Source organism: Bacteroides sp. AM54-2NS (assembly GCF_003602935.1).
Classification (GTDB): domain Bacteria; phylum Bacteroidota; class Bacteroidia; order Bacteroidales; family Bacteroidaceae; genus Bacteroides; species Bacteroides xylanisolvens.
The window spans coordinates 25,225-48,049 of record NZ_QTMZ01000031.1 but is presented as its reverse complement, the minus strand read 5'-3'; the positions used below and the strand labels follow the sequence as shown (position 1 = coordinate 48,049).

The following is a 22,825-nucleotide window of genomic DNA, read 5'->3' as shown; positions in this document are numbered from 1 at the left end:
ATCATGAAAAGGATATATATAAAATTCATATTTTGCAGTGTGCTGTTCTCGGCCTTATCTCTACATTCCTGCACCTTGGAGGAATACAACCCGGGCGCATTTACCAAAGAGGCTTTGGCTACTTCCATCGATGGATATGAAACCCTGATTAACCAGTGTTATTTTGCTATGGAAAGGTTTTACTACGGTTCTGCGGACTGGATGTCACTGACTGAAGGCGACACCGATCTTTGGACGTATAAAGCCAACGAATCAACAAGTTACACACAGTGGTTCTGGTTTTTCGCAGGAACATCACCCAATACGACTTACACCAATAATTGGTGGAACGGGACGTACGACGGTGTGGGAGCCTGTAACGAAGCTATCGCATTAGGAGACAAACCTCCTTACACCACGGAAGAGGAGCGGAATGCCAAGATTGCGGAAGCCCGTTTTCTTAGAGCTGTCTATTATTTCAATGCAGTGGAACAATTCGGAGCAGTGACAATGCTCACAGAACCGATAACAGCGGAAACACTGACTTACTCCCCCACCCGTACCGATCCGATGACTATCTATCAGGAAGTAATCCTGCCCGATTTAAGATTCGCATCCGAATGGTTGCCAACAGGTACGCATGCAACTACTACCACCCCGACGAAGAAAGCCGCTCTCGGTTTTCTGGCTAAAGCCTGCTTACAGACGTACGAATATGGAAGCACCGAATATTTGCAGGAAGCTCTGGATACAGCCAAAAAATTGATTACCGATTGCGAAACTGGCGGTGGGAAATACAATACGTATATGTACCCATCTTATAGCGAAGTATTCAAAGAGAGCAATAACTGGGAAAACAAAGAAGCTCTCTGGAAACATCGCTGGTATGCAGGAGCAGACGGTCACGGATCAAGCAACGGAAATTACAAGCTAAATCGCAACGATGAGTATTTCTTATGCAATATCAATAAGTTTGGTGCTCGTGAAGATAATCAGGAGACACGCCTTACTTGGGAAGGCTCAATTACCGGTATCTTTATGCCCACACAGCATTTGTTGAGTTTGTATGTACAGAAAGACGGAACATTGGACCCCAGATTTCATGAATCGTTCACTACTGAATGGAACGCGAACAAGAATTACACGTGGGATGAGAGTGCCGTACATATGTATGACAAAGAAGAAACCGTCATTGGCAAAGCTCTGAATAAAGGTGACTTAGCCATTAAGTTTATCATGCCCCAGGACATTGATTATGCTACAGAAAAGCAAAAAGAACATATTTCTGATTACTTGCTGATTGATTATCACCATGTATATAGTAATGACAATAATAACGTGAACATGAATTATGCTTATACAAACATCACAGGCAATTACAAGGATGACGGCACAAACGAGAACCAGTTCCGCTACTATTATCCGTCACTGAATAAGCATAACAGCAGTAATTATTATGTAGCCAATGCTTCCAAACAGAGAAACGGTAATCTGAATGCAACATTTATCATGCGTATGGCAGAAGTTTATTTGATTGCGGCAGAAGCTGATATTTACCTGAATGGTGGTGCAAATGCAGCCGGTTATATCAACAAGGTTCGTGAACGTGCCGGAGCAAATCCGCTTACAGGGAGTATTACGGTGCGTGATATCTTAGATGAAAGAGGCCGTGAACTTTGCGGAGAATATTGCCGCTTCTACGACTTGAAACGGACAGGAATGTTTAAGAACTCGGAGTATCTGGAGAATACTCATCCGGACTTAGCACAATTCTTTCACCCGAATTATGCATTACGTCCCATTTCAACTACATTTACTGCAACAATCACCAATGGCAGCGAGTATCAAAATCCGGGATATTAAGTAGGAATTTCAATATGTACAGGTATTATGGAATCAATCTTGGCACCTGTACATTATTATAAATTAAGGAATGCTCCCTGTCTCGTTTTGAGATGGGGAACATACTTTTCAAATATGAGAAAAACAAGGTATAGATTAATTATATCGAAAACTGTTTGCTAGTCAGAATAAAGTCTCTACCTTTACAGAGGATAACCATGCCACTTATTAACGGCTATTTTAAACCGCTTATGCCTGTTGAAAATGAAAACAGCTATCATATATTATTCAAAACATGGAACTACCGAGCGAGTAACACACCTTATCGGAGAAAAGTTGACTAATAAAGTTGACTACATCTCATTAAAGGAGTGTCCGAGACCTGATATCCGAACTTACGATCGAATAATTCTTGGAACAGCTATTTATGCGGGCTCTCCAAACCGAAAAGTTACTCAATTCTGTCAAAATAACCAACCGTTATTAGAGCAAAAAGTAATAGGGTTGTTCATCTGTTGTATGAACGAAGAACAAGAAGCGGAAGAAATGAACAAGGCTTTCCCGGAGTTCTTACAGAGATTATCGATTCCCAAAGCCATTTTAGGTGGTGAGTTTCAGTTTGACAAAATGAATTTCATCGAAAGGTTTTTAACGAAGAAAATAGCGAAAGTAAACTCTTCTGTTTCGAAGCTGAGATATGATGCCATAAATGAGTTTACAAGTCAGATAAAAGATAATCATTTATGGTAACTTCTTGAGTTATCTATTGAGCAACTTTGTATTCAAATAATAAATAGAATGGCCGTATAAGAAAACTTCTTTCAAAAGATTTCTTATCTATTTAAGACAATACCTATAATCGCAATCTTTTACTTTTACGAATCCATTACTTAACAATGTTCTTATGGATAAAACATTAGCCTCATCAGGGTCAGCCAATATCTCTTTCCCTCCTATTTCGGCAATTTCCCCGATCAGCTTCTTTACAATAATCTTCCCGATGCCCTTACCCAAATATTCCTCTTCGCCTATGAGATAACCTATTTCAAAGACTGTCTCTTTCTCATCGACAGTTTTTCCGTAATGTTCCGGTATATATTCTTTTTCAAAATAACAATCCAAGTATAAACAAAAGCCAATGGCTTTATCATTATAATAAACAATGAAATGTTTCATATAATGATATTGGGTATTTCTATTATTTACCTCATCCAACCAAGCCATTTTATGTTCTTCTCCGTCAGGGCAGAACCATTTATAAATATATTCTTTAGCCAACCATTTACTGAAAATGCCTACATCTTTATCACGCAAAGGCTTTATTGTGATCTTATCATTCTTAATATCCATACTTTTTTGTGGTGAAACGCCAGCCTCTTTTATAAACTCCATAAATCCAACTATCTGAAATACAAAGATATAATTTTCAATACAATAAAGAAGAACTAAAGGATATTTATAAAGCAACTCATGTCCACAGATATCACAACAAGAAAACGAATGAGCAAGTATAAAGAATCTAAAACAAACACAAATGTCGAAATCATACGTTGGGAATCGTACATGATTACTTATATTTGCGTTATCGAGCAACTTATTAAGAACCGGATGATATGTTAAAACGGATTAAATTTCAAATTCTGTAGAAGTGTACATCCCAATAAAATACTAAAAAGGCAAGAACATGAAACTTTGGAAATATAGTGGAACACTTTTAACAGCAACAGGAATCATTCATACCATTTATGCGCTATTTCTTGGAAAAGAAGCTTTTACGGAAATGCTTAACAATGGATTAATAGACTCTATTGGAGAAAATCATAACCTGGGCTTTGCTTTCTGGTTCCTAATCTGCGGAATAATACTTATTCTTTGGGGAGAGACACTTCAATACTATATCAGAAAAGAACAAAAACCGGCACCTTTATTTTTAGGTTACTTCATTCTACTGTTCACCATAATCGGTTGCATAGTCGAACCAATATCCGGTTTCTGGCTTTTCTTACCGCAAGCACTTATTATTATTTATTCAAACATGAAAAAGCAGTGAGAAGCATCATCCATAGCGAACTCAAAACCGAGTGCAGTGCTTAAATGCAACTTATTAAAATCCCATAGCATCTTTCACTAAAACCATTTCTTTATGAGAGGTCAACTTCTCTAATAAAAGCAATGCAACCCCGTATGATGTTTGAGGACAATAAGAAGTTATGATATTATCATCCACCACGATGGGAGAATTTACGATAGTTGCTCCAAATCCCTGAAGCACTTTCTGTTTATGAGCACCCCTAAGATGATAAGTTGTTGCTTTCCGACCGTTCAACACTCCACTTTTCCCAACAGGCAAAGCTCCCACGCAGACTGTTGCGATCCATTTCTTTTGCGAGTCAAACAGTCGTATCAATTCCAGAAGTTGTTCATTATATGCCTCCTCATAGAATCCGAATTCTTCAAATCCGCCGGGTATCGCAAGCGCGTCATATTCATCTGCAGACACTTCATCCATAACTTTATCCACCAAAACAGGAACATTGAAAGAACTAATCACTTTTTGATTCAAGCCACAGGTCACAACATCTATTTTACAATCAAAATCCGTCTTTGCCCATCCCATAACATCTATAAAAGCACTAAACTCAATCGTTTCAAACCCTTTAGCAAGGAATACCAATAATTTCATAATCAAATTAGTTATATATTAATAATATAAGAAACAGCATTGCACTAAAAAGAATGTGAACTAAAATCACCTTCATTCTTTCCTATAATCCCCTCTTTACCTCACCTTTTGCAGCCTCCCAACCAATCATTGCAGTCTTGCGAATCTCTCCCCAATGGTAATTTCCCAACTCACCGGAAGCACGAATGACCCGATGACACGGAATAAGGAAAGCTACGGGATTCTCACCAACAGCCGTTCCAACAGCCCGACAAGCTCTCGGATTATTGATTCCTGCGGCTATATCTCCGTAAGTAGTCAATCCACCGACAGGAATTTTCAGTAAGGTTTCCCATACCTTTAGTTGAAAGTCGGTACCTTTCAGATGCAATTTTATTTCTTTGAGTTTACTCCAGTCCTGCGTGAAGATAAATAAAGCATTTTGCTGCACTTCATCCACAATCGAGGTAAACTTTGCATTAGGAAACTTCTTCCGTAAAGAGTTAAAAGCCGCGTCATGTTCGTCTGCAAACTCCATACAACAAATACCTTTATCGGTAGACGCAATGAAGATTTCACCGAAAGGACTTTTGGCAAAACTGTAATTGATAGAAAGACTTTCACCTCCGTTTTTATATTCGCCCGGCGTCATCCCTTCTATATTTACAAACAAGTCATACAATCTGCCCGTACCGGAAAGCCCTGTTTCCTGTGCCGCATCGAATAAAGACGCATGAGTTTCATTCAAGATTCTCTTGGCATATTCAATACTAGTATATTGCAAGAACTTCTTAGGGCTAATTCCCGCCCACTCAGTAAACATACGTTGGAAATGCGCTGTACTCAACGCCACCTCCCCGGCAATCTCATCCAATCCAGGTTGCCTTTTAAAATTCTCCCTTATATACCCGATTGCCTGCGCAATACGTGCATAGTCAAGCGTTTTTTGCTCATTCATAACAGAGGTTTGCCATTTAATTCCAAATCCAGCAACCGCTTTTTGGCAGGCAATCCGCCTCCATACCCAACAAGCGTGCGGTTACTACCGATGACACGATGGCACGGAGCAAAAATAGAAATAGCGTTCGCCCCATTAGCGGCAGCAACAGCACGGACAGCTTTCGGCAAATCGAGTTGTTTTGCCAGCTCACCGTATGACACAGTCGAACCGTATGGAATCTCCAACAACTTATACCATACACTCTTCTGAAACTCCGTACCAACAAAAAGCAAAGGCACCTCAAACACAGTCCGCTCGCCATTGAAATATTCATCTAACTGGCTCATCGCCTCCTGTATCACATCTGACGTACTTTCCTCATAACCAGCTTTCAGCACTTTCCGCAATCTCCTGTCTACGATATCCCTATGACTTTCAGCCGCCCAGTCACAAAGACAAAGCTTATCCTCCAGCGAGCCAAGCATCAAATCACCACAAGGAGAATGATAACGCTGTATCTTAATCACATTCGTTTTATCTTCCATACTTCCAAAGATACGTTTATTATATTTACAGTTGAAATAACAGCTAATAATATTTTCGTTTTTATACTCGCACTCTTATTTCCAATGCCGCAAAATTACTACACGCATCACTGATAAACGACCCGAAAATTGCTATTCTTACATAGAAAAGACAATCTCCCCTCCCACTCCTCCATACAATCAATCGTTCTCAATATACTTTATTACCCGGCAAGGACTGCCGATCGCCACACAATTCTTAGGAACAGCATTGGCCTTCATACTCGTACAAAGTGATATAAAGCAGAAAGTGGGAAAACCTATCCCTCAATTCAATCTCCAATTATTTTTTATACATGATTTACTCTCACACCCTCACACTTTCCCTGCATTCCCCTATTCATCGTCCTTTCAGTAATGAGGGTAAGAGTGAGGTAGGTGAGGGTAAAAAGTTACCCTCACCCTGTCTCGTCCTGATTTTGGTTGACAAAGCCCCCTTTCACACCACCTTTATCAATTACTCCACTTTCATCAAATGATAAAGCGTCCCTTTACGAGACTTACGACAAGGAATATTCAGTTTTTGAAGTGCACGCCCAAACTGTCCTACCTTATTAATAGCCAGTTTATCCCGTGTTTTCGTCTGTAAATAACTCAAAATCTGCATGGCAGTCAGCCATTCGCCTTCCATTTCCTCTTCTACGGGATTAAGATAGCAGTGGAACAGCTGTTCCAGCGGACTCGCCTGTTCAAACTCACGGTTAGTCTGTTTTAATATGTTTTCATCCTCATCATTCAGCCAATAACGTTCACCTTTATAAATAGCCTCCATCGCTTGAGCATAAAGCTGCTTGTAATTAATCGTAACATTCGTATTAATAGGAGCCGTCACCTCGATGCAAATAAAACGGCGGCTACCGCTAGGATCGGTAAGCAAATCTTTCTGATTGCTGGTACCGATAAAAGAAGCATAACGCCTCATTTCCCGAATCGTATTACCGTATGGTTTGCGCAGATTCGCCACAGGCTTCTGCAACAAATGCTTCAAGAACCCCTGCTGACTGACATTAATCTGATCGAACTCATCAATATTGATCAGAAAAAAACGTCCCAAATAGCGTTCCGCCTCCTGTTTACTTTTGAAATCAATACTGTCCGTATAACCGAAACGCAACTCCGGCGGCAAAATAATGCGACAAAATGTAGACTTGCGATACCCCTGCGAACCGACCAATAAAGGCGAAGTATTATTACCATGTTGCCGATCAACTCCCCTCCAATGCGCCACCATACTAAGAAACCAGCGGTAAAATAATTCCTGCCAATGCGGATTATCACAAGGCACCAGACCAGCCAATGCACGGATACGATCCTTCCCGTCCCAGCGACCTGTCTCATAAAGATATTCCTCCACAGGATTATACAAAGGAACACATTCCGAATTCAGAAAACGATCCACATCACGGTCCCACGCACTGATGCCTTCCTTCAAAGCATTGATCGCAATACTGTTGCGCACCCGTTTATCCACCGGCTTAAAGCAAAAGTGAACAGAATCGCGCTGCCGATATTCCAAATCGTCCTGCACCGTATTGTAACGGAATTCATACCGACGTTTCATAAACTCTTCCAACAGAAAAGCCGTCTCCTGCTCTTTACTGATACTGCTTTTCTTGCCGAATCCCTTACATTCCTGATAAAGATTATGCAATATCGAACGGATCACCTGCTCTTCTTCTTCGCGATAATAATGAATCATCGTCTGCCGTATCGCTTCCTCTTCGGGAAGCCCCGCTTTGAAACAATGCTCGGCAAGGCGAACCAATAAAGGCTGCAAGTCGTCCCCACGTTTCCAATCCTCCATTTCCTGAAGTGCCCTGTTCAAGGCCGCTTCATAAATCTTCGTGAATGTTTGCGCCGACTCATATCCCGGCTGCAACCGTAATAACGGATTTTTCTCTCCCTGTTTCCGCTGGCGGAAAGTCTCTTCTCCCAGCATCGTAAGCGGTTGTTCCAGGCAGAACGGCACCGCATCCGGATTATAATAAGGAGATTCGTCCAGCGTCATACGGCATCTCTGTGCCAAAACCGGTTCTTTCAAGTCAATATCGAAAGGCAACATCGGCTGATAACATTTCACAGCCAGCCAATAAGCATGAACATGAAATAATTCCGCCTCCGCTTCCTTGACCGGCAACCCTCCGTCATCCGGCAAAGCGAAACGCACCCATATTTTCACGCTACGCCCGCTGGAGCCACAAAAAGCGGCAAAAGTCTGTGGCAGAAGTGCCGCTTGCCGTTTCACAAACTCCGCTTCCGAGCCACCGGCCAACCGGCTCACTTCCAACTGTACCAAACCGTTGTACTGCTTCATTTTCCGTTCGCCCTCTTTGGTACGGGTATATTCCACAGCAGAATAAATGTATGGCAATTTATCAATATGTTCGTATCGGGCATACGTACCTTCCAGCAACGGTATAATCTCCCGCAAAGCCGTGATATGTCCCGCTTTAGTTTCCGTCTTCATTTTGTCGAATAGTGTGCCTGTCTCACAAATGCTAAGAGTTTCTTTTCCGCTCCCGTTGTCTTGTCTGATTAAAGTAACTTTCATCCTATTTTTGTCTATTTTTTCTACAATCACATCTACATATTTAATTCCTGTAAAGATACGCTTTTATCCTCCGGTAAACAAGCATTTTATCCGATAAATACCTGCATATTATTTGCATTTGCCTTATTATTTATGTATCTTTGCTTAGTAGTTGTCAAGGGCTCACCCGTGTGAACAAACAGGCTATCAATTGTAAATAAAAACGTCTACAGACGTAAACAGCCTTGTTCACATGGGTGAGCCCTTGCAAATCATTAGAGTTTAACAAAAGAAACATTAAGCATTAATGTATTACTATCTAAGAGAATACATAACAAGAAGAGTTCATTTAAAACAAATATAGAGCTATGGCAATATTATTCGATTGGTATGAAGACCCGAAGCCTTCAAACAAACAGCAGGGAGAAAACGGAAACACCCTGCATCCGCGCATCAAATACAACGGTTCCACAGGGACCGACGTACTGCGCCGACGTATTCAAGAACGTTGTTCACTGACAGAAACAGACGTCACAGCCGTACTTGATGCGCTTTCACACATCATGGGACAGGAATTGGCGGAAGGACGCCAAGTTCATCTGGACGGCATCGGTTATTTCCATCCCTGCCTGACGACCACGGAACCTGTAACGGTAGACACAAAACGGAAAGTGACCAAAGTGAAGCTAAAGGCCATTCAGTTTCGTGCCGACCAGACATTGAAAAACGAATTCGGCGTTCTTAAAGTGAAAAACCTCAAAGGTGGACTGGATTTCACCCAACTGACGAACGAGGAAATTGACCTGCAACTGACTAAGTACTTCCGTACTCATCCATTTATGCGGAGACACGACTTCCAATATCTTTGCGGAATGGCAAGAAGTACAGCCATGCGACATATCCGACGTCTGCGCGACGAGGGTAAATTGAAAAATATGGGTGGAGCCATGCAGCCGATTTATGTGCCGGGAAGTGGATATTATGGTAATAATAAAGAAGTTAGTGTAAAAACGGAATAAGATTGGTCAACTCAAATCAGGACGAGACAGAGTGAGAGTAAAAAGTTACCCTCACCTACTCTCACCTTTACCCTCACGCCTGTAACCCCGATGAATAAATGGATTGAGCACAAAGGGTGAGGGTGTGAGGGTAAAACGTCACCAACATTTATTTGAGAGCATTCTTAATGCGAGCAACTATTATACAAGAGCACCTCCATACCGTTCCATATTTTACCGGGGAATCTTAACCATTTCAACCGGCTGCTCCTGTATCTTATCCAACGGTTGTGATTGATATTTTACCTTTGAGAAATCAATAGCTTTTAAGTCAATGCAACGTATCGAATTGTTATAAGCTGTTTTATAATAACCTTCCGGTTCGTGAGGTCGATAGCTGAGGTCCATTGCGTAGCACTGGGAATATCCGGAATATCACCCTGTGAATGTTCTATACCAATAGGAATATCAAAATTATTAAGCAAGTGGAAACATTGCTGCACGGTATCAAAGCCTGTGGCACGTTGCGGAGCTGTCCCCCGGTAAAAGGCCGCACGCACAAACCGCGAAGGAGGCGTGGCATCACCCGGAATGCCGAGAAAACCGGAGTTGCCACCAGTAGGTTGCAACGTAATACCGCTCAATTTTTGCACGGAAGCGTCACCCGGATGAAGATTGACGTAATTGTTCAAATTTGTAAGTTGCCATTCAAAACCGGGGGCATTCGTCAATACTCCTACTTCATTCTCATAAAAATGCGGCACACCACCTACAATTTCCAACACAACCTGACGCCCCGACGGTTCACCGATACGCCAATGTACTACCGCTGTCTTTTCCAATCCTACAACACGTACAGAAGAAAGGGCTGCCTTCACCTCGTCGATAGTGGAAAACTGCGACAACAGCCACTCCGTCACTTGAGGTCTGCCAGTGTCCGCTGGTTCTGTGCAGCATCATACGTTTTATATCCCCCATAATGAGGAAAGAAAAATAGTCCGGCCGAAAGTCCGGCCTCATTGATTCCTTCGGCAATAAATTCTTTTTGTACAACAGCCAGACCAACCACTCCATATTTTGCCGTAAACGTTAGTCCATTGACACCTGTAGGAGTGAATGACGTGAGCTGTTGGCCACGTGGAATAATCACATACTCGCTTTGCAACACACCGCGCGCCCATTCAATCGTACGGGCCTGCACATAACTGCCGTCACGGGATGTCAGCGAGATTCCCGTACAAGCTACAGCCTGAAAAGTGCTGCCACATACGGCAGCAATCCCTAGCAATAAGTTCTTTGTCATCTTCATCATTATTTATATATTTATTTGCTAAAAACTCAATACTGTATAAAGACAACAAAATATGGGTTATTTTAGTTTGCAGACACCTCTCTCAAGAAAACTATTGTTTTTTGTTCGTCCCGTACTTTGCGGAACAATATACGTAGTTTGCTTCAATATGCAATCTCTTTTTTTTGGTTAAGCACCGGGAACATACGGATGAGTGAACCAGAAGCACGACCCTTCCCCCTCACGGGATTCGACTCCAATCTTTCCGCCCATCCTATTGACCAGGCTTTGACAGATGGATAATCCCAATCCGGCACCTTGTACAAATGAGTCTAATTTTACAAAACGATTAAATATTTCATGTTTTTGTTCATCGGGAATCCCTTTGCCCGTATCCGTTACACAAAAACGCACCTGACTCTCATCTTCCAATGAATAGGAAAGTGTGATTGAGCCTTTAGTCGTAAACTTCAAGGCATTAGTCAGAAAATTAGAGAGTACTTGCATGATTCGGTTTTTATCAGCATCAATCACAATCTGCGGTGAATTTTCATCAAACCGCAGTTCGACCGCAGTGTCACGTTTTTTGTGTGAGAAGGTAGCAATCACTTCCCGGCAAAGTTGTGGTACATCCACCCGTCCCATAACAAGATCTATCATACCGGCTTCGATTTTGGAAATGTCCAGAATGTCGGAAATAAGGTTGAGCAACAGCTCATTGTTCTCCTGCACTAAAGACATATATACATGACGCAGCTCCGCCTCATCGGTTTCGGCAAGCAGACTGGAAAAACCGACGATGGCGTTAAGAGGAGTACGTATCTCGTGGCTCATATTGGCAAGGAATGCTGATTTGAGCCTATCCGATTCTTCCGCTTTTTCTTTGGCCTGAATCAGTTCCAGTTCCACCTGTTTGCGGGTGGTGATATCGGTAGCCAGTTCCATGATTGCCCAACGTCCGTCGAGCCATTTTATTGCCATGCTCTGGATGGTATACCAACGTTCGGTGACCGGATTGTAGTCTTCCCAAAAATGAACGCCTGTAAACTTACGGTTGGCATCAAGCAACTTCGGCTTCGGGCAGTGTTTACACCCATTTTCCAATCCTGCATTCAACATTCTCCAACATTCCGCATTTGCCGGGACTTCCCCGGCTTCTTTTCTGAAAGGCTTATTGGCAAAAATCACTTTCAACGTATCGTAATCACTCACAAAAATATTGGCATTGATATTATCCAATACCTTTTGCATGGTTCGCTGTGACTGTTGCAACGATGTTTCAACTTGCCAGCGTTTGGTAGCAGTAGATACGATTTGCGATATCTGGCTCATCAGTTCCACATCTTTTTCATCCCATTGTTTGTTCCAACAAAAGTTGAACGAAAGAAAGCCGAAATGTACTCCCAATTGTGACAGGGGAAAAACTGCGATGGCTTTTACGCCTTGCACTTCGAGCATTTGAGTAATAAAGGGATCGAGCGAATAAATATCGGACGTGCAAATGATATGGTTTTCTTCCAGCATGTCGAACCAGGGTTTTCCCGCTTCAATGGTCATACTCCGCAGGTAATCGATAGCGGGTTCTATACCGTCGTTGCACCATTCGTTGGTGCAGCCATACGTAACTCCGTCGAGGTGGTTTTCCCATGTCGCCAAACGGTTGACACCAGTATAACGGCCAATTTCGGCCAGTGCCATATTCATAGCAGTAGGTATATCCGGTTCCAATTGCAGAATTTGCAGTACCTTGATAAATAATGCCTGCCGCCGGTTGGTTGCTTCGAGATTTTCCTGAATAGCGATCAAGTCTTTAGATTTCTCTTCAACCATCTGTTCGAGGCTGGTACGGTACTGTTCCAGTTCCATACCGCCCTCTTGAGGTTCAGAATCAGTGGATTTCATGTTTAACAGATAACAGTAAATAGAATTTTAGTTTAGTTTCGAATCCGGACGAGATGCGTCCCACATTCTGCAAATATATACATTTATTTTAGAAACCAAACTTTTTCCCATCAAAACGACTTCTTATAAATGCCTAATAATCGCAGAATTACGAAAGCAGATATTACATAATCGACCTCGTCAGTTCCAAACTTCCCCAATATTATACCGGATGGAATCTTTTCAACAATATATGACTTACACTGAAAAAGTCCTTATTACACTTTTCTATCTATTAAAACTAAATCCTATTCGTCTGATTATATCAGTTTCAACCCTACGATTGAAATAATCAGAGTCGTCATAAAAAACAAACGACCCAAAGTTGCCGGTTCATGAAAGAACAGGATACCGTTCAATACGGTTCCCACCGCTCCTATCCCCGTCCAAACAGGATATGCAGTGCCAATAGGCAATGTTTGCGCAGCCTTTGCCAGCAGGAACATGCTTAAGGTTACAGAGATTACAAATCCCGCTCCCCACAAATAAAAATCGGTGCCTGTCGCTCCTTTAATCTTGCCTAGGCAAAAGGTAAAACCAACCTCAAACAGTCCGGCAATAATCAATATAATCCAATTCATATCCTTCTATTTTAATATTAGATTGCAAAATTAACAAGATGCCCGGAGCTTTCACTTTACATTTGATAAGAAACGCCGGTGTAAGAGTATCATCAATTCTTCTTTTCCTAATATAACTTTTTGTATTTTTGCAGAATAATGATTCAATGCGATATGGATATACACGAGATTATAAACAGGATATATCGGATGCCGGAGGCTTCAGCGGATAAGGTGGTCAAACATCTGTCAAAAGTCACATATCCCAAAGGTTATCATATATTGGAGGCTGGCAAGACTGAAACGAATATCTTTTTCATCGAGAAAGGGATTGCCAGAGCTTATATTCCCGTAGACGGAAAAGAGGTAACGTTCTGGATTGGGAAAGAAGGGTCAACCATTGTCTCATTGAAAAGCTATGTAAATAATCAACAGGGGTATGAGTCAATGGAACTGATGGAAAACTCGGTGTTGTATCTATTAAAGCGCAAAGACTTACACGAATTATTCAAGGAAGATATCCATATTGCCAACTGGGGGCGCAAGTTTGCCGAATCAGAGTTCCTGCAAACAGAGGAAAGACTTATTTCTCTCTTATTCACCACCGCGTCCGAACGGTATATGAAGCTGATACAAAATAATCCGGAGCTATTACAGAGAATACCATTGGAATGTCTTGCTTCTTATCTGGGAATAACTCCGGTAAGTTTAAGCCGGATAAGGGCGAAATGAAACGGGTACTTTGAGATAGAAACATATTTTTCAAAAGCGAACAGAAAGTGATATATTTGTGTTTTGAATGAATCAAAAGAGAGAAGCCATGAATAGAAGATTATAGAGAATATTGCCTGTCAGTCAAAGGAGCAACAGAATGTATGCCGTTTGATGAACATACTTTGGTTTTCAAGGTTATGGATAAAATGTTCACTTTTGCTACATTACGTCCTAAAAACGGAAGATTCTGGGCGGATATGAAATGTAATCCTGATAAATCAGAAGAGCTCATAGAACAATACGAAGACATTTTTTGGGGACCTTTTTCGGATAAGAAACATTGGATAACCGTTTACTTGGAAGGAGATGTTCCCGATAAACTCATAAAGGAGTTGATTAGCCACTCGGTAGAAGAAGTTATAAAGAAGTTACCCAAGAAAAAACAAGAGGAATACAAGAACATGATTTAGGATTCGAAAAATAGACATATCCGGCACTACTATTATTGCTAAAAGTAGAGCCGGATAAAATCACTATACACCCCAAAACGCACACACGGATAAAATCATCGTATATTTAAAAACGTATGTCCCAGGAACACTTGCATTCTTCATTCCGGCAATCATGAATCTGGAGAAAAAATAAATGACTAATTTTATTAACTAATGCTTTTTTAGAAGCATTTTTTTAGGTTATTTTGCGGAACAAATATCACGAACTCGTCAAATTATGGATTGGATTGGCCTTGATTTAACATTCCCTATCACCGACCCTACATGGATATTTCTCCTTGTACTCCTAATTATATTGTTTGCTCCGATATTATTGAATAAACTGCGCATCCCTCATATTATCGGTATGATCCTGGCAGGACTGGCTATTGGCGAACATGGATTTAATATCCTGGCACGAGACAGCAGCTTTCAGTTATTCGGGAAAGTCGGACTCTATTACATCATGTTCCTGGCTGGTCTGGAAATGAATATGGGAGATTTCAAAGAAACGCGAAACAAAGCATTGGTACTGGGATTACTGGCTTTTATCGTTCCTATCGGGATTGGATTCGTGGCAAATGTATCTTATCTGAAATATGGTGTAATCACCTCTGTATTATTAGCCAGCATGTATGCCTCCCATACGCTCGTGGCCTACCCTATCGTCACCCGCTTCGGCATATCACGCCGTCGTAGCGTAAGTATTGCCGTAGGAGGAACGGCCGTAACGGATACACTCACACTGCTGGTACTGGCTGTTATAGGCGGATTGTTCAAAGGAGAAACCGGAGGATTGTTTTGGATTTGGCTGGTGGTAAAAGTAATCTTTCTAGGGGCACTAATTATTTATTTCTTTCCGCGCATCGGTCGTTGGTTCTTTCACCGGTACAATGACAACGTGATGCAATTTATTTTCGTACTTGCGATGGTCTTTCTAGGAGCAGGGTTGATGGAGCTTGTTGGTATGGAAGGTATCTTGGGAGCTTTCCTCGCAGGATTGGTACTTAACCGGCTCATCCCACACGTCTCTCCATTGATGGATCATTTAGAGTTCGTTGGTAATGCACTTTTTATTCCTTATTCCTTATCGGAGTGGGAATGTTAATCAACTTACGTGTTATTTTCGGAGAGGGGGATGCCTTAAAAGTTGCCGCCGTGATGATAACCATGGCGCTGACAGGCAAATGGATTGCTTGCTGGCTCACTCAAAAGATATATAAGATGTCTGTTCTTGAACGAAATCTGATGTATGGTTTGAGTAATGCACAGGCGGCAGCCACATTGGCGGCTGTGTTAGTTGGATACAACATTATTCTGCCCACCGGCGAACGGTTATTGAATGATGATGTACTAAACGGAACAGTCTTGCTTATCCTGGTTACTTGCGTAGTGAGTTCACTGATTACCGAACGGGCAGCCAGAAAAATGGCGATGGATGATTCACAACCTGAAAATGAATCGTCGAAAGAAACAGAGAAGATTTTAATATCTATAGCCAACCCGGACACTATCGAGGACATGGTGAATCTTTCTCTAGTCATACGTGACCCCAAATTGAAAGATAATCTCCTGGCATTAAATGTCATCAACGACGATAATAACTCTGATAATCTACGAATTCGAAGCAAACATTATCTGGAAAAAGCCGAAATGATAGCAACGGAAGCAAATGTACCACTCAAAAAGGTCACCCGGTATGATTTGAATATAGCTTCCGGTATTATCCATTCAGTCAAGGAGAATGAGATTACGAGTATTATCACCGGCCTGCACCGCAAGAAAAACATCACAGATTCATACTTTGGAATACTTGCCGAACACTTATTGAACGGATTAAACTGTGAAATAATTATCTCTAAATTTCTGATACCGGTCCATACAATCAAACGGATTGTCGTTGCCGTCCCTCCTAAAGCCGAATATGAATCCGGTTTTCCTCATTGGATGGAGCACTTTTGTCGCATGGGGAGCACTCTTGGATGCCGCGTACACTTCTTTGCCAATGAAAAGACTACCATCCGCCTACAAGCGTGGATAAAGAAAAGGCATAAACAGACGCTTACCGATTTCTCTCTCTTAGAAGACTGGAATGACCTGCTGGTATTGACAGGACAGGTAAGTTACGATCATTTATTGGTTATTATCAGTGCACGACCAGGAACTCTTTCGTATGACAGTTCTTTTGAGAAGTTACCGAGACAGCTCGTGAAATATTTCTCCAACAATAGCTTTATCGTGCTGTATCCCAATCAGTCGGGAGAGCCATTGGATACGTCTTTCTTCTCTAAGCTATATACTGATACCGAAACCCGACATTACGAAAAGGTCGGTAAATGGTTTTACAGGTGGTTTAAGAAAGAGGGATAAAATTAGAATTGAAAAGTTCCGTTTAATTTATAAATATCGACACATTTATCTATATTTGTACCATTAGCAATTTTGCTATAAACACCTAAAGGAAAAGAATGGTATGTCAAACGTCGATTTTTCCAAAATAACAGAAGGAATCTATCATGTGATAGAAACTGAAGAGAAAATACTAACCGGGCTACAAAATGATACGATCACGTTGAAACGTAATAAACAAAATCGTACCATCAAACAGATTCTCGGACATTTGATTGATTCGGCATCAAACAATCACCAACGCATGGTCAGATTGCAATACAGTAAAGATTTGCTTTTCTTTCCCGATTACCGTCAGGATAATGATCTGTGGATAGCATTACAAGATTACCAAAATGAAGATTGGAATAACCTGATTCAACTATGGAAGTTTTTTAACCTGCATATCATTCAGGTTATAAAATCTGTAGACCAGACAAAACTGAATAGCTACTGGTGTGATTTTGAAGGAACAAAGGTTACGCTACAAGACATGATAGAAGGTTATCTAAGTCATTTACACCTGCATATTCATGAAATCCATGAATTAATGAATGCCTAAAAAGGATAGCGGTTGCAGTTCTTTTATGTTCTATAAATATTAAGATGTACCCACATGGCAACTTACACTCATTTCGCAAAACAACCCGATGTACTGAAACATCTGATACTCTGTGAAGTTCTTAGAAATGAAGCCCCACAAGTATATGTAGAAACCAATTCCGCATGTGCCATCTACTCCATGACACAAACCCCGGAGCAGCAATATGGTATCTATCATTTCCTGGAGAAAGCAGATGATGACAAATCTCTAAAAGATTCCATTTATTACCAACTGGAAAGTACAGAAATGGCAAAAGGAAATTATCTGGGTTCTCCTGCCCTGGCAATGAATGTATTAGGAAAGCAAGCAAAAAGGTTCGTATTCTTCGATTTAGAAAAGAGTGCGCTGGAGAATGTAGACATTTATGCCAAACAAATCGGATTAAGTACATCCGTAGAAATACATCATACCGACTCCCTGAAAGGCACAATAGAACTGTTGCCTTCACTTCCCGCATCCTCTTTCATCCATATCGATCCTTACGAAATAGACAAGAAAGGAGATTCAGGAGTAACCTATCTCGATATCCTGATACAGGCTACTCAATTAAGCATGAAGTGTTTATTATGGTATGGATTCATGACCGGAGATGATAAAGAATCTTTGGACAACTATATTGTATCCAGTCTGGAAAAGGCAGGTATCAAGGATTACATAGGTGTAGAGCTTACCATGAATTCAATAAGAAAAGACAATATATTATGTAATCCGGGCATTTTGGGAAGTGGTATTTTGGCTACAAATGTATCACAAATCTCCAAAGATACCATTCTTGATTACAGTAACAAACTGGTTGATATATACAAAGATGCTAAATACAAAGATTATGATGGAAGTTTATATATTCAGCATCTTTGATATCCACTTATTAATTTAATTACCTAGAACATTACTCTACAAACAGAGCGTCAGAAAGCCGGAGCTTTTAAAATCAGTTTCCGGCCTTTTGGCTATAAATTAACTTATTTCTTTGGCTGATTGTCCACAAGCCATCTATTAGCCGTACATTTTTCGTATCGTCATCTTCCACGTTCCATGCATAACCTCCTGAAGGCAGGCCACGTCTCTCCAATATTTCATTGGGTTGATTATTGGAAAAGAAAAGTTCCAGTTGCGTAGAGTCAGGACTAAATACAATAAAGGCAGAAGCATTGCTATCGTCCACCGATTCCGTGCGGATTCCTTTCTCAAACAAGCGGATACAGTCTTTTTGCACTTCACACCATACATATCCGGCAGAACCGATACAGCCATGTCCATCCCGATCACCTCCCACAATCGGAGATTGCGGATACTGAACTAATTTAGAAGCCGGCATTCCCGGTGTATATTTTCCGGTATAGAACACTTCCAGCGTATCATTCAGAAGCAAACCGTTGACTTCATCTTTATTTGCATCTATCGTACTGAACGAAAGGGTATCATTCTTATCAGTAACAATCGTTACCGTATTCATGGTTGCATCACTAACGATTCCTTTTGAGCTTGCCACTTTTGACGAGCAACCTGCCATGAGGCAGAGCGTACCTACTGCTAATAATATTGTTTTCATTTTCTTTAATTGGGGCTTTGTTTTTAAATTAATGCAAAGATAAAGGTTATACTGCCAATATTTCGCTTTTACAAAATAAATTAATTTCCGGGCAGATTGTTCACCAGCTACACACAAAATGCCTATATTGGACAACGATCTATTAGAAAATCAGCCTACCTTTGTGATATGGATAATCAAAAGTAAATACAGAATACCATGAAAGAAACTTTGCAGATTCCCACTCCCGAAACACTGGAAGCCTTGACAGGTAAGGAACTTTATGATATATGGACTTCACTTTGCCAGCTAATCGAACAAAAGTACAATATGGAACAACTATGGAACCATGGAGGAAAAAAATGGATATACGAATATAAATATCGCAAAGGCGGAAAAACGCTATGTGCCCTATACGCCAAAGAACAAACGATTGGCTTCATGGTCATTTTAGGTAAAGATGAGCGTGCCAAATTTGAATCTCTGCGAGAGGTCTTTTCCAATGAAACTCAAAAGGTATACGATGAGACGACTACTTTCCACGATGGAAAGTGGCTCATGTTCGAATTGAAGGACACTTGTTTATTTAATGATATAGAGCGACTTCTATCCATCAAACGAAAACCCAACCGATGATTGAATCAGATATAAATAAAAGGTATTGTCAAAGTTGCGGGATGCCTCTCCGTTTTGATGTAGAGAAATATCTGGGTACTAACTCCGACGGTTCCCGAAGTGACGAATATTGCTACTACTGCCTGAAAGATGGAAAATATATCGTCGACATTCCGATGTCGGAAATGATTAATATCTGGATAAAATACACCGATAAGTACAATGAATATGCAGATACCGCTTATTCGCCGGAGGAACTTAGGCGAATACTCAACGAACGGTTACCCAAACTGAACCGATGGAAACAGAAGCTGGAAACCAGTAATATCCATCACCAAAAGATTCAGGATATAGTCGTTTACATCAATAATCATTTATTCGATAGTTTAGATGCAGATATACTTAGTACGATAAGCGGACTTTCCAAATATCACTTCAGAAGAGTGTTTCAAACCGTTGCCGGAGAAAATATTGGAAGCTACATACAACGTTTGCGTCTCGAACATATAGCACATCTGTTAGTATCCACCGACTTTACATTAAATCAGATTTCGGAGCAGACAAACTATCAAACTAAATTCAGTCTGGCAAAAGCCTTCAAAAAACATTTTGGAGTGTCAACTTCTCAATATAGGGAGAAGTATAAGCCGATGTATGACGAACAGCATGCGGTTATCACTCCTGAAATCCGGTCGATTCTGCCGATGAAAGTATTTTGTATCGAGGTGGGTGAAAAGTATAAGGATGAACTCCGATACAAGTTAATATGGGATAGGCTCACCAACTATGCGAGGCAGCACAATGAAGAAAAGTCGAATGATAAGTTTGTCAGCCTTAGTATGGACGATCCGTCCATCACCCCAATGGATAAATGTCGCTTCTATCTCGGGATAATAATCGATAACAAAGAAAATGATTCCCAGCCGGGAGTGATGGAAGTTCCCGGTGGTCGTTATGCTGTATTCAGGCATATCGGCGACTACTCTTTATTGCATAAATTCTACCGGACTATTTATGAAGAGTGGTTCCCGGAAAGTAAATATCGTCCTCAAAGCACCTTTAGCTTTGAAATGTATATGAACCGCCCTGCCTCCACCCTTAAAACAGAACTAATTACCGACATCTATATTCCGGTCATCAAGAAATAATTAATTATCAACCCTCTAAAAACAATGTATTATGGGAAAAATTTCAGAAATCATGCTATTGAAGCAACCGGAACAATCCGCTTTGGCTGTTGAAGTACAAACAGATATGAACGGAATGTCGGAAGCTATCGGGAAGAATTTTGTAAAAATAGACTCTTTATTTAAGGAACAGGGTGAAGTCACTACCGACATCCCCTACGTTGAATATCCCAACTTTGAAAGTCTGACGGAACACAATATCAAAATGATTATCGGTCTAAAGTCATCCAAAGAATTACAAGGTGAATGGGATATACGATCTATAACGATACCGGAAAGAAAAATAGTTTCCTGTTTGCATAGAGGAACTTACAGTGAATTGGCTGTCCTGTACAACGAGATGATGGAATGGATAAAAACCAACGGTTACAAACCTTCGGGAACATCCATTGAATATTATTACAGCAATCCTAACGTACCCGAAGAAGAACAGGTGACGAGAATAGAAATGCCACTATTATGAATGTTTTCTTCATCTAGTTATTTCTTTCTTCCTATCAATAACCATCGAAAACACAGCCTTACGCTCAATCTCCGGGAAAGGAAGAAGCAGACTTAAAAAAAATAGCCAATGCTTTGTACATTGGCTGTTTCTAATCTGTACGCAAAATATTCCCCTGTATTTTCCCCAGAATCTTGGGGAACTGCCAAAAGAACAACAAAGTACAGCAAATTGCCGCAGTGGCATCAGATATAGCTTCAGCTGCATATACACCGGTTACTCCCATATAATGCGGTAATATCAATGCTAATGGAATCAGTAGAATCGCTTTACGCAACAAAGCAATAAAAATAGATATTTTTGCTTGTCCCAAGGCTACAAACATATTCTGACAGGCTCGCTGTAATCCAAAGATAGTCATACCGCCCAAGAAAACAGGCATTGTCCAGCGGACTGTTTCTATCAATTTTTCATCACTAGTAAAAGCAGATGCTACAATCGTAGGAAACAAGATCATAAGTAGCATTAATAACAGGTTAAATGAAAACATGGTTATCATCACAATACGAAAACAGTCTTTCACACGTTGTTTATCACCATGACCATAATTATAACTGATAATCGGAACAAATCCCAGCGCAAAACCGGTTAACGGAACACTTGCAAACTGCATCGCACTTTGCAAGATAGTTAATGCGCTGACATAAATATCTCCAAAATTTTTCAGACTACTATTCAATACAAAACCAACCAGGCTCTCCGTACTTGCCATTATAAATGGAGATATTCCCAAAGCTAACATGGCGAATACAATCTTCCGGCTCAACCGCATATTACGCTTTTCCAAAGGTAAGGAAGCACGACGGGAAAAGAGAAAACTCAATACCCACGCCGCACTACATGCTTGAGACAATACGGTAGCCAAAGCAGCTCCTTTCACTCCCATATCAAACCAGAAAATGAAAATAGGATCAAGAATAATATTCAATAAGGCACCGATCAAAACGGAGTACATGGCAATAGCCGGCCGTCCCTGTGCATTAATAAAGCTATTCAGTCCTGTAGATATTTCAACGAAAACAGTTCCTAATAAATAGATGGAAAGATAATCAACCGCATATTCCAACGTATTTTCCGAAGCACCCGTAAAAAGCAAAATCGGTTCCATAAAGGTATATGCGATGAACGAAGTGAACAAGGTGAATAGTATTAATAAGACAAAACCATTCCCCAAAATTTTTCCGGCACGCAGACGATCGCCCTGTCCCAGTGCCATGGCTGCCAATGGCGCGCCCCCTCCTCCTACAATCGCCGAGAAAGAAGAAATCAGTATAACAAGAGAAGTCGTCACTCCTACCCCAGCCAACGCATCAGTACCAATACCCGGAATATGTCCGATATAAATACGGTCGACCATGCTATACAGCAAATTGACGAATTGGGCTATTACTGCGGGAAGCGCCATTTTAAAAACGAGCGGCAACATACGCTCTGTACCTAGCCGTGCTTCATACTTATTTATCATT

General features: G+C 40.9%; 20 protein-coding genes and 2 pseudogenes. 12 read left to right on the top strand and 10 right to left on the bottom strand.

Annotated features, from left to right (window positions below):
- Positions 1–3 precede the first annotated feature (3 nt).
- Positions 4–1,842 (top strand): RagB/SusD family nutrient uptake outer membrane protein, encoded by a 1,839-nt coding sequence (locus DXA05_RS17835; protein ID WP_118196712.1) that lies wholly within the window; start codon positions 4–6, stop codon positions 1,840–1,842.
- A gap of 243 nt (positions 1,843–2,085) precedes the next feature.
- Positions 2,086–2,571, top strand: a complete 486-nt coding sequence (locus DXA05_RS17830) for a flavodoxin domain-containing protein (protein WP_008777387.1) — start codon at positions 2,086–2,088, stop codon at positions 2,569–2,571.
- An 87-nt stretch (positions 2,572–2,658) separates the two neighbouring features.
- On the opposite strand, the gene DXA05_RS17825 is transcribed toward DXA05_RS17830, so the two are convergent.
- Positions 2,659–3,171: a GNAT family N-acetyltransferase gene (locus tag DXA05_RS17825; protein WP_074705883.1), complete on the bottom strand. Its 513-nt coding sequence runs from the start codon at positions 3,169–3,171 to the stop codon at positions 2,659–2,661.
- A 334-nt stretch (positions 3,172–3,505) separates the two neighbouring features.
- On the opposite strand from DXA05_RS17825, the gene DXA05_RS17820 reads away from it, so the two are divergent.
- The gene (locus DXA05_RS17820; RefSeq protein ID WP_074910975.1) at positions 3,506–3,871 is read left to right on the top strand and encodes a DUF6463 family protein; all 366 of its coding nucleotides are present in this window, start codon (positions 3,506–3,508) and stop codon (positions 3,869–3,871) included.
- A 54-nt stretch (positions 3,872–3,925) separates the two neighbouring features.
- Here DXA05_RS17820 and DXA05_RS17815 read toward each other — a convergent pair whose 3' ends face one another.
- From DXA05_RS17815 to DXA05_RS17800, 4 genes are all read right to left on the bottom strand, one after another.
- Positions 3,926–4,504: a DJ-1/PfpI family protein gene (locus DXA05_RS17815; protein ID WP_004306443.1), complete on the bottom strand. Its 579-nt coding sequence runs from the start codon at positions 4,502–4,504 to the stop codon at positions 3,926–3,928.
- Between the two features lie 82 nt (positions 4,505–4,586).
- Entirely contained in the window at positions 4,587–5,441 is an 855-nt protein-coding gene (locus DXA05_RS17810; RefSeq protein ID WP_128859446.1) for a bifunctional helix-turn-helix domain-containing protein/methylated-DNA--[protein]-cysteine S-methyltransferase, read from the bottom strand.
- Positions 5,438–5,968, bottom strand: a complete 531-nt coding sequence (locus tag DXA05_RS17805) for a methylated-DNA--[protein]-cysteine S-methyltransferase (RefSeq protein WP_015531337.1) — start codon at positions 5,966–5,968, stop codon at positions 5,438–5,440. Before DXA05_RS17805 ends, DXA05_RS17810 begins: the two co-directional genes overlap by 4 nt.
- A 496-nt stretch (positions 5,969–6,464) precedes the next feature.
- Positions 6,465–8,558: a BT4734/BF3469 family protein gene (locus tag DXA05_RS17800; protein WP_121960320.1), complete on the bottom strand. Its 2,094-nt coding sequence runs from the start codon at positions 8,556–8,558 to the stop codon at positions 6,465–6,467.
- 347 nt (positions 8,559–8,905) lie between these two features.
- Between DXA05_RS17800 and DXA05_RS17795 the strand changes: the two genes are divergently transcribed.
- Positions 8,906–9,556, top strand: coding sequence for an HU family DNA-binding protein (locus DXA05_RS17795; protein WP_004306439.1), 651 nt, complete (start codon positions 8,906–8,908; stop codon positions 9,554–9,556).
- A gap of 213 nt (positions 9,557–9,769) precedes the next feature.
- Here the strand turns inward: DXA05_RS17795 and DXA05_RS17790 are convergent.
- The 3 genes and pseudogenes from DXA05_RS17790 to DXA05_RS17780 form a co-directional block, all read right to left on the bottom strand.
- Positions 9,770–10,838, bottom strand: a pseudogene (locus DXA05_RS17790) (choloylglycine hydrolase family protein).
- Positions 10,839–11,015: 177 nt separating this feature from the next.
- The gene (locus DXA05_RS17785) at positions 11,016–12,728 is read right to left on the bottom strand and encodes a GAF domain-containing hybrid sensor histidine kinase/response regulator (RefSeq protein WP_128859445.1); all 1,713 of its coding nucleotides are present in this window, start codon (positions 12,726–12,728) and stop codon (positions 11,016–11,018) included.
- 299 nt (positions 12,729–13,027) lie between these two features.
- Positions 13,028–13,348: a multidrug efflux SMR transporter gene (locus DXA05_RS17780; RefSeq protein WP_049703567.1), complete on the bottom strand. Its 321-nt coding sequence runs from the start codon at positions 13,346–13,348 to the stop codon at positions 13,028–13,030.
- A gap of 153 nt (positions 13,349–13,501) precedes the next feature.
- Between DXA05_RS17780 and DXA05_RS17775 the strand changes: the two genes are divergently transcribed.
- From DXA05_RS17775 to DXA05_RS17755, 5 genes and pseudogenes are all read left to right on the top strand, one after another.
- Positions 13,502–14,059 (top strand): Crp/Fnr family transcriptional regulator, encoded by a 558-nt coding sequence (locus tag DXA05_RS17775; RefSeq protein ID WP_128859444.1) that lies wholly within the window; start codon positions 13,502–13,504, stop codon positions 14,057–14,059.
- Positions 14,060–14,202: 143 nt separating this feature from the next.
- Positions 14,203–14,511 carry an MmcQ/YjbR family DNA-binding protein gene (locus DXA05_RS17770; protein WP_128859443.1) on the top strand — a complete coding sequence of 103 codons (309 nt, stop codon included), beginning with the start codon at positions 14,203–14,205 and terminating at the stop codon, positions 14,509–14,511.
- 259 nt (positions 14,512–14,770) lie between these two features.
- Positions 14,771–16,902, top strand: a pseudogene (locus DXA05_RS17765) (cation:proton antiporter).
- A gap of 103 nt (positions 16,903–17,005) precedes the next feature.
- Positions 17,006–17,482, top strand: coding sequence for a DinB family protein (locus tag DXA05_RS17760; protein ID WP_004323543.1), 477 nt, complete (start codon positions 17,006–17,008; stop codon positions 17,480–17,482).
- A 54-nt stretch (positions 17,483–17,536) separates the two neighbouring features.
- A complete protein-coding gene (locus DXA05_RS17755; protein ID WP_004323544.1) occupies positions 17,537–18,382 on the top strand; it encodes a 23S rRNA (adenine(2030)-N(6))-methyltransferase RlmJ in 846 nt (281 codons plus the stop codon).
- A gap of 73 nt (positions 18,383–18,455) precedes the next feature.
- Here the strand turns inward: DXA05_RS17755 and DXA05_RS17750 are convergent, their stop codons facing one another.
- Complete coding sequence (locus DXA05_RS17750; RefSeq protein ID WP_128859442.1) at positions 18,456–19,076, bottom strand: hypothetical protein; 621 nt, start codon at positions 19,074–19,076, stop codon at positions 18,456–18,458.
- Between the two features lie 198 nt (positions 19,077–19,274).
- Between DXA05_RS17750 and DXA05_RS17745 the strand changes: the two genes are divergently transcribed.
- Genes DXA05_RS17745 through DXA05_RS17735 form a run of 3 tightly spaced genes read left to right on the top strand, consistent with a single transcriptional unit; the run spans position 19,275 to position 21,320 of the window.
- A complete protein-coding gene (locus DXA05_RS17745; RefSeq protein ID WP_118220018.1) occupies positions 19,275–19,691 on the top strand; it encodes a DUF3788 domain-containing protein in 417 nt (138 codons plus the stop codon).
- On the top strand, positions 19,688–20,818 hold the full coding sequence (locus DXA05_RS17740) for a GyrI-like domain-containing protein (protein WP_128859441.1): 1,131 nt from the start codon (positions 19,688–19,690) through the stop codon (positions 20,816–20,818). The genes DXA05_RS17745 and DXA05_RS17740 overlap by 4 nt, the downstream gene beginning before the upstream one ends.
- A gap of 31 nt (positions 20,819–20,849) precedes the next feature.
- A complete protein-coding gene (locus DXA05_RS17735) occupies positions 20,850–21,320 on the top strand; it encodes a GyrI-like domain-containing protein (protein ID WP_128859440.1) in 471 nt (156 codons plus the stop codon).
- A 130-nt stretch (positions 21,321–21,450) separates the two neighbouring features.
- Here DXA05_RS17735 and DXA05_RS17730 read toward each other — a convergent pair whose 3' ends face one another.
- Positions 21,451–22,824, bottom strand: a complete 1,374-nt coding sequence (locus DXA05_RS17730; RefSeq protein ID WP_120070855.1) for an MATE family efflux transporter — start codon at positions 22,822–22,824, stop codon at positions 21,451–21,453.
- Between the last annotated feature and the right edge of the window lies 1 nt (position 22,825).

Bases quoted from the DNA above. Each gene is read 5' to 3' on its own strand.
- DXA05_RS17745 (WP_118220018.1), top strand. From the start codon at position 19,275: ATGAAAGAAACTTTGCAGATTCCCACTCCCGAAACACTGGAAGCCTTG.
- DXA05_RS17785 (WP_128859445.1), bottom strand. From the start codon at position 12,728: ATGAAATCCACTGATTCTGAACCTCAAGAGGGCGGTATGGAACTGGAA.
- DXA05_RS17820 (WP_074910975.1), top strand. From the start codon at position 3,506: ATGAAACTTTGGAAATATAGTGGAACACTTTTAACAGCAACAGGAATC.
- DXA05_RS17830 (WP_008777387.1), top strand. From the start codon at position 2,086: ATGAAAACAGCTATCATATATTATTCAAAACATGGAACTACCGAGCGA.
- DXA05_RS17795 (WP_004306439.1), top strand. From the start codon at position 8,906: ATGGCAATATTATTCGATTGGTATGAAGACCCGAAGCCTTCAAACAAA.
- DXA05_RS17775 (WP_128859444.1), top strand. From the start codon at position 13,502: ATGGATATACACGAGATTATAAACAGGATATATCGGATGCCGGAGGCT.
- DXA05_RS17750 (WP_128859442.1), bottom strand. From the start codon at position 19,076: ATGAAAACAATATTATTAGCAGTAGGTACGCTCTGCCTCATGGCAGGT.
- DXA05_RS17760 (WP_004323543.1), top strand. From the start codon at position 17,006: ATGTCAAACGTCGATTTTTCCAAAATAACAGAAGGAATCTATCATGTG.
- DXA05_RS17835 (WP_118196712.1), top strand. From the start codon at position 4: ATGAAAAGGATATATATAAAATTCATATTTTGCAGTGTGCTGTTCTCG.
- DXA05_RS17815 (WP_004306443.1), bottom strand. From the start codon at position 4,504: ATGAAATTATTGGTATTCCTTGCTAAAGGGTTTGAAACGATTGAGTTT.
- DXA05_RS17805 (WP_015531337.1), bottom strand. From the start codon at position 5,968: ATGGAAGATAAAACGAATGTGATTAAGATACAGCGTTATCATTCTCCT.
- DXA05_RS17800 (WP_121960320.1), bottom strand. From the start codon at position 8,558: ATGAAAGTTACTTTAATCAGACAAGACAACGGGAGCGGAAAAGAAACT.
- DXA05_RS17780 (WP_049703567.1), bottom strand. From the start codon at position 13,348: ATGAATTGGATTATATTGATTATTGCCGGACTGTTTGAGGTTGGTTTT.
- DXA05_RS17755 (WP_004323544.1), top strand. From the start codon at position 17,537: ATGGCAACTTACACTCATTTCGCAAAACAACCCGATGTACTGAAACAT.
- DXA05_RS17770 (WP_128859443.1), top strand. From the start codon at position 14,203: ATGCCGTTTGATGAACATACTTTGGTTTTCAAGGTTATGGATAAAATG.
- DXA05_RS17730 (WP_120070855.1), bottom strand. From the start codon at position 22,824: ATGATAAATAAGTATGAAGCACGGCTAGGTACAGAGCGTATGTTGCCG.
- DXA05_RS17735 (WP_128859440.1), top strand. From the start codon at position 20,850: ATGGGAAAAATTTCAGAAATCATGCTATTGAAGCAACCGGAACAATCC.
- DXA05_RS17810 (WP_128859446.1), bottom strand. From the start codon at position 5,441: ATGAATGAGCAAAAAACGCTTGACTATGCACGTATTGCGCAGGCAATC.
- DXA05_RS17740 (WP_128859441.1), top strand. From the start codon at position 19,688: ATGATTGAATCAGATATAAATAAAAGGTATTGTCAAAGTTGCGGGATG.
- DXA05_RS17825 (WP_074705883.1), bottom strand. From the start codon at position 3,171: ATGGATATTAAGAATGATAAGATCACAATAAAGCCTTTGCGTGATAAA.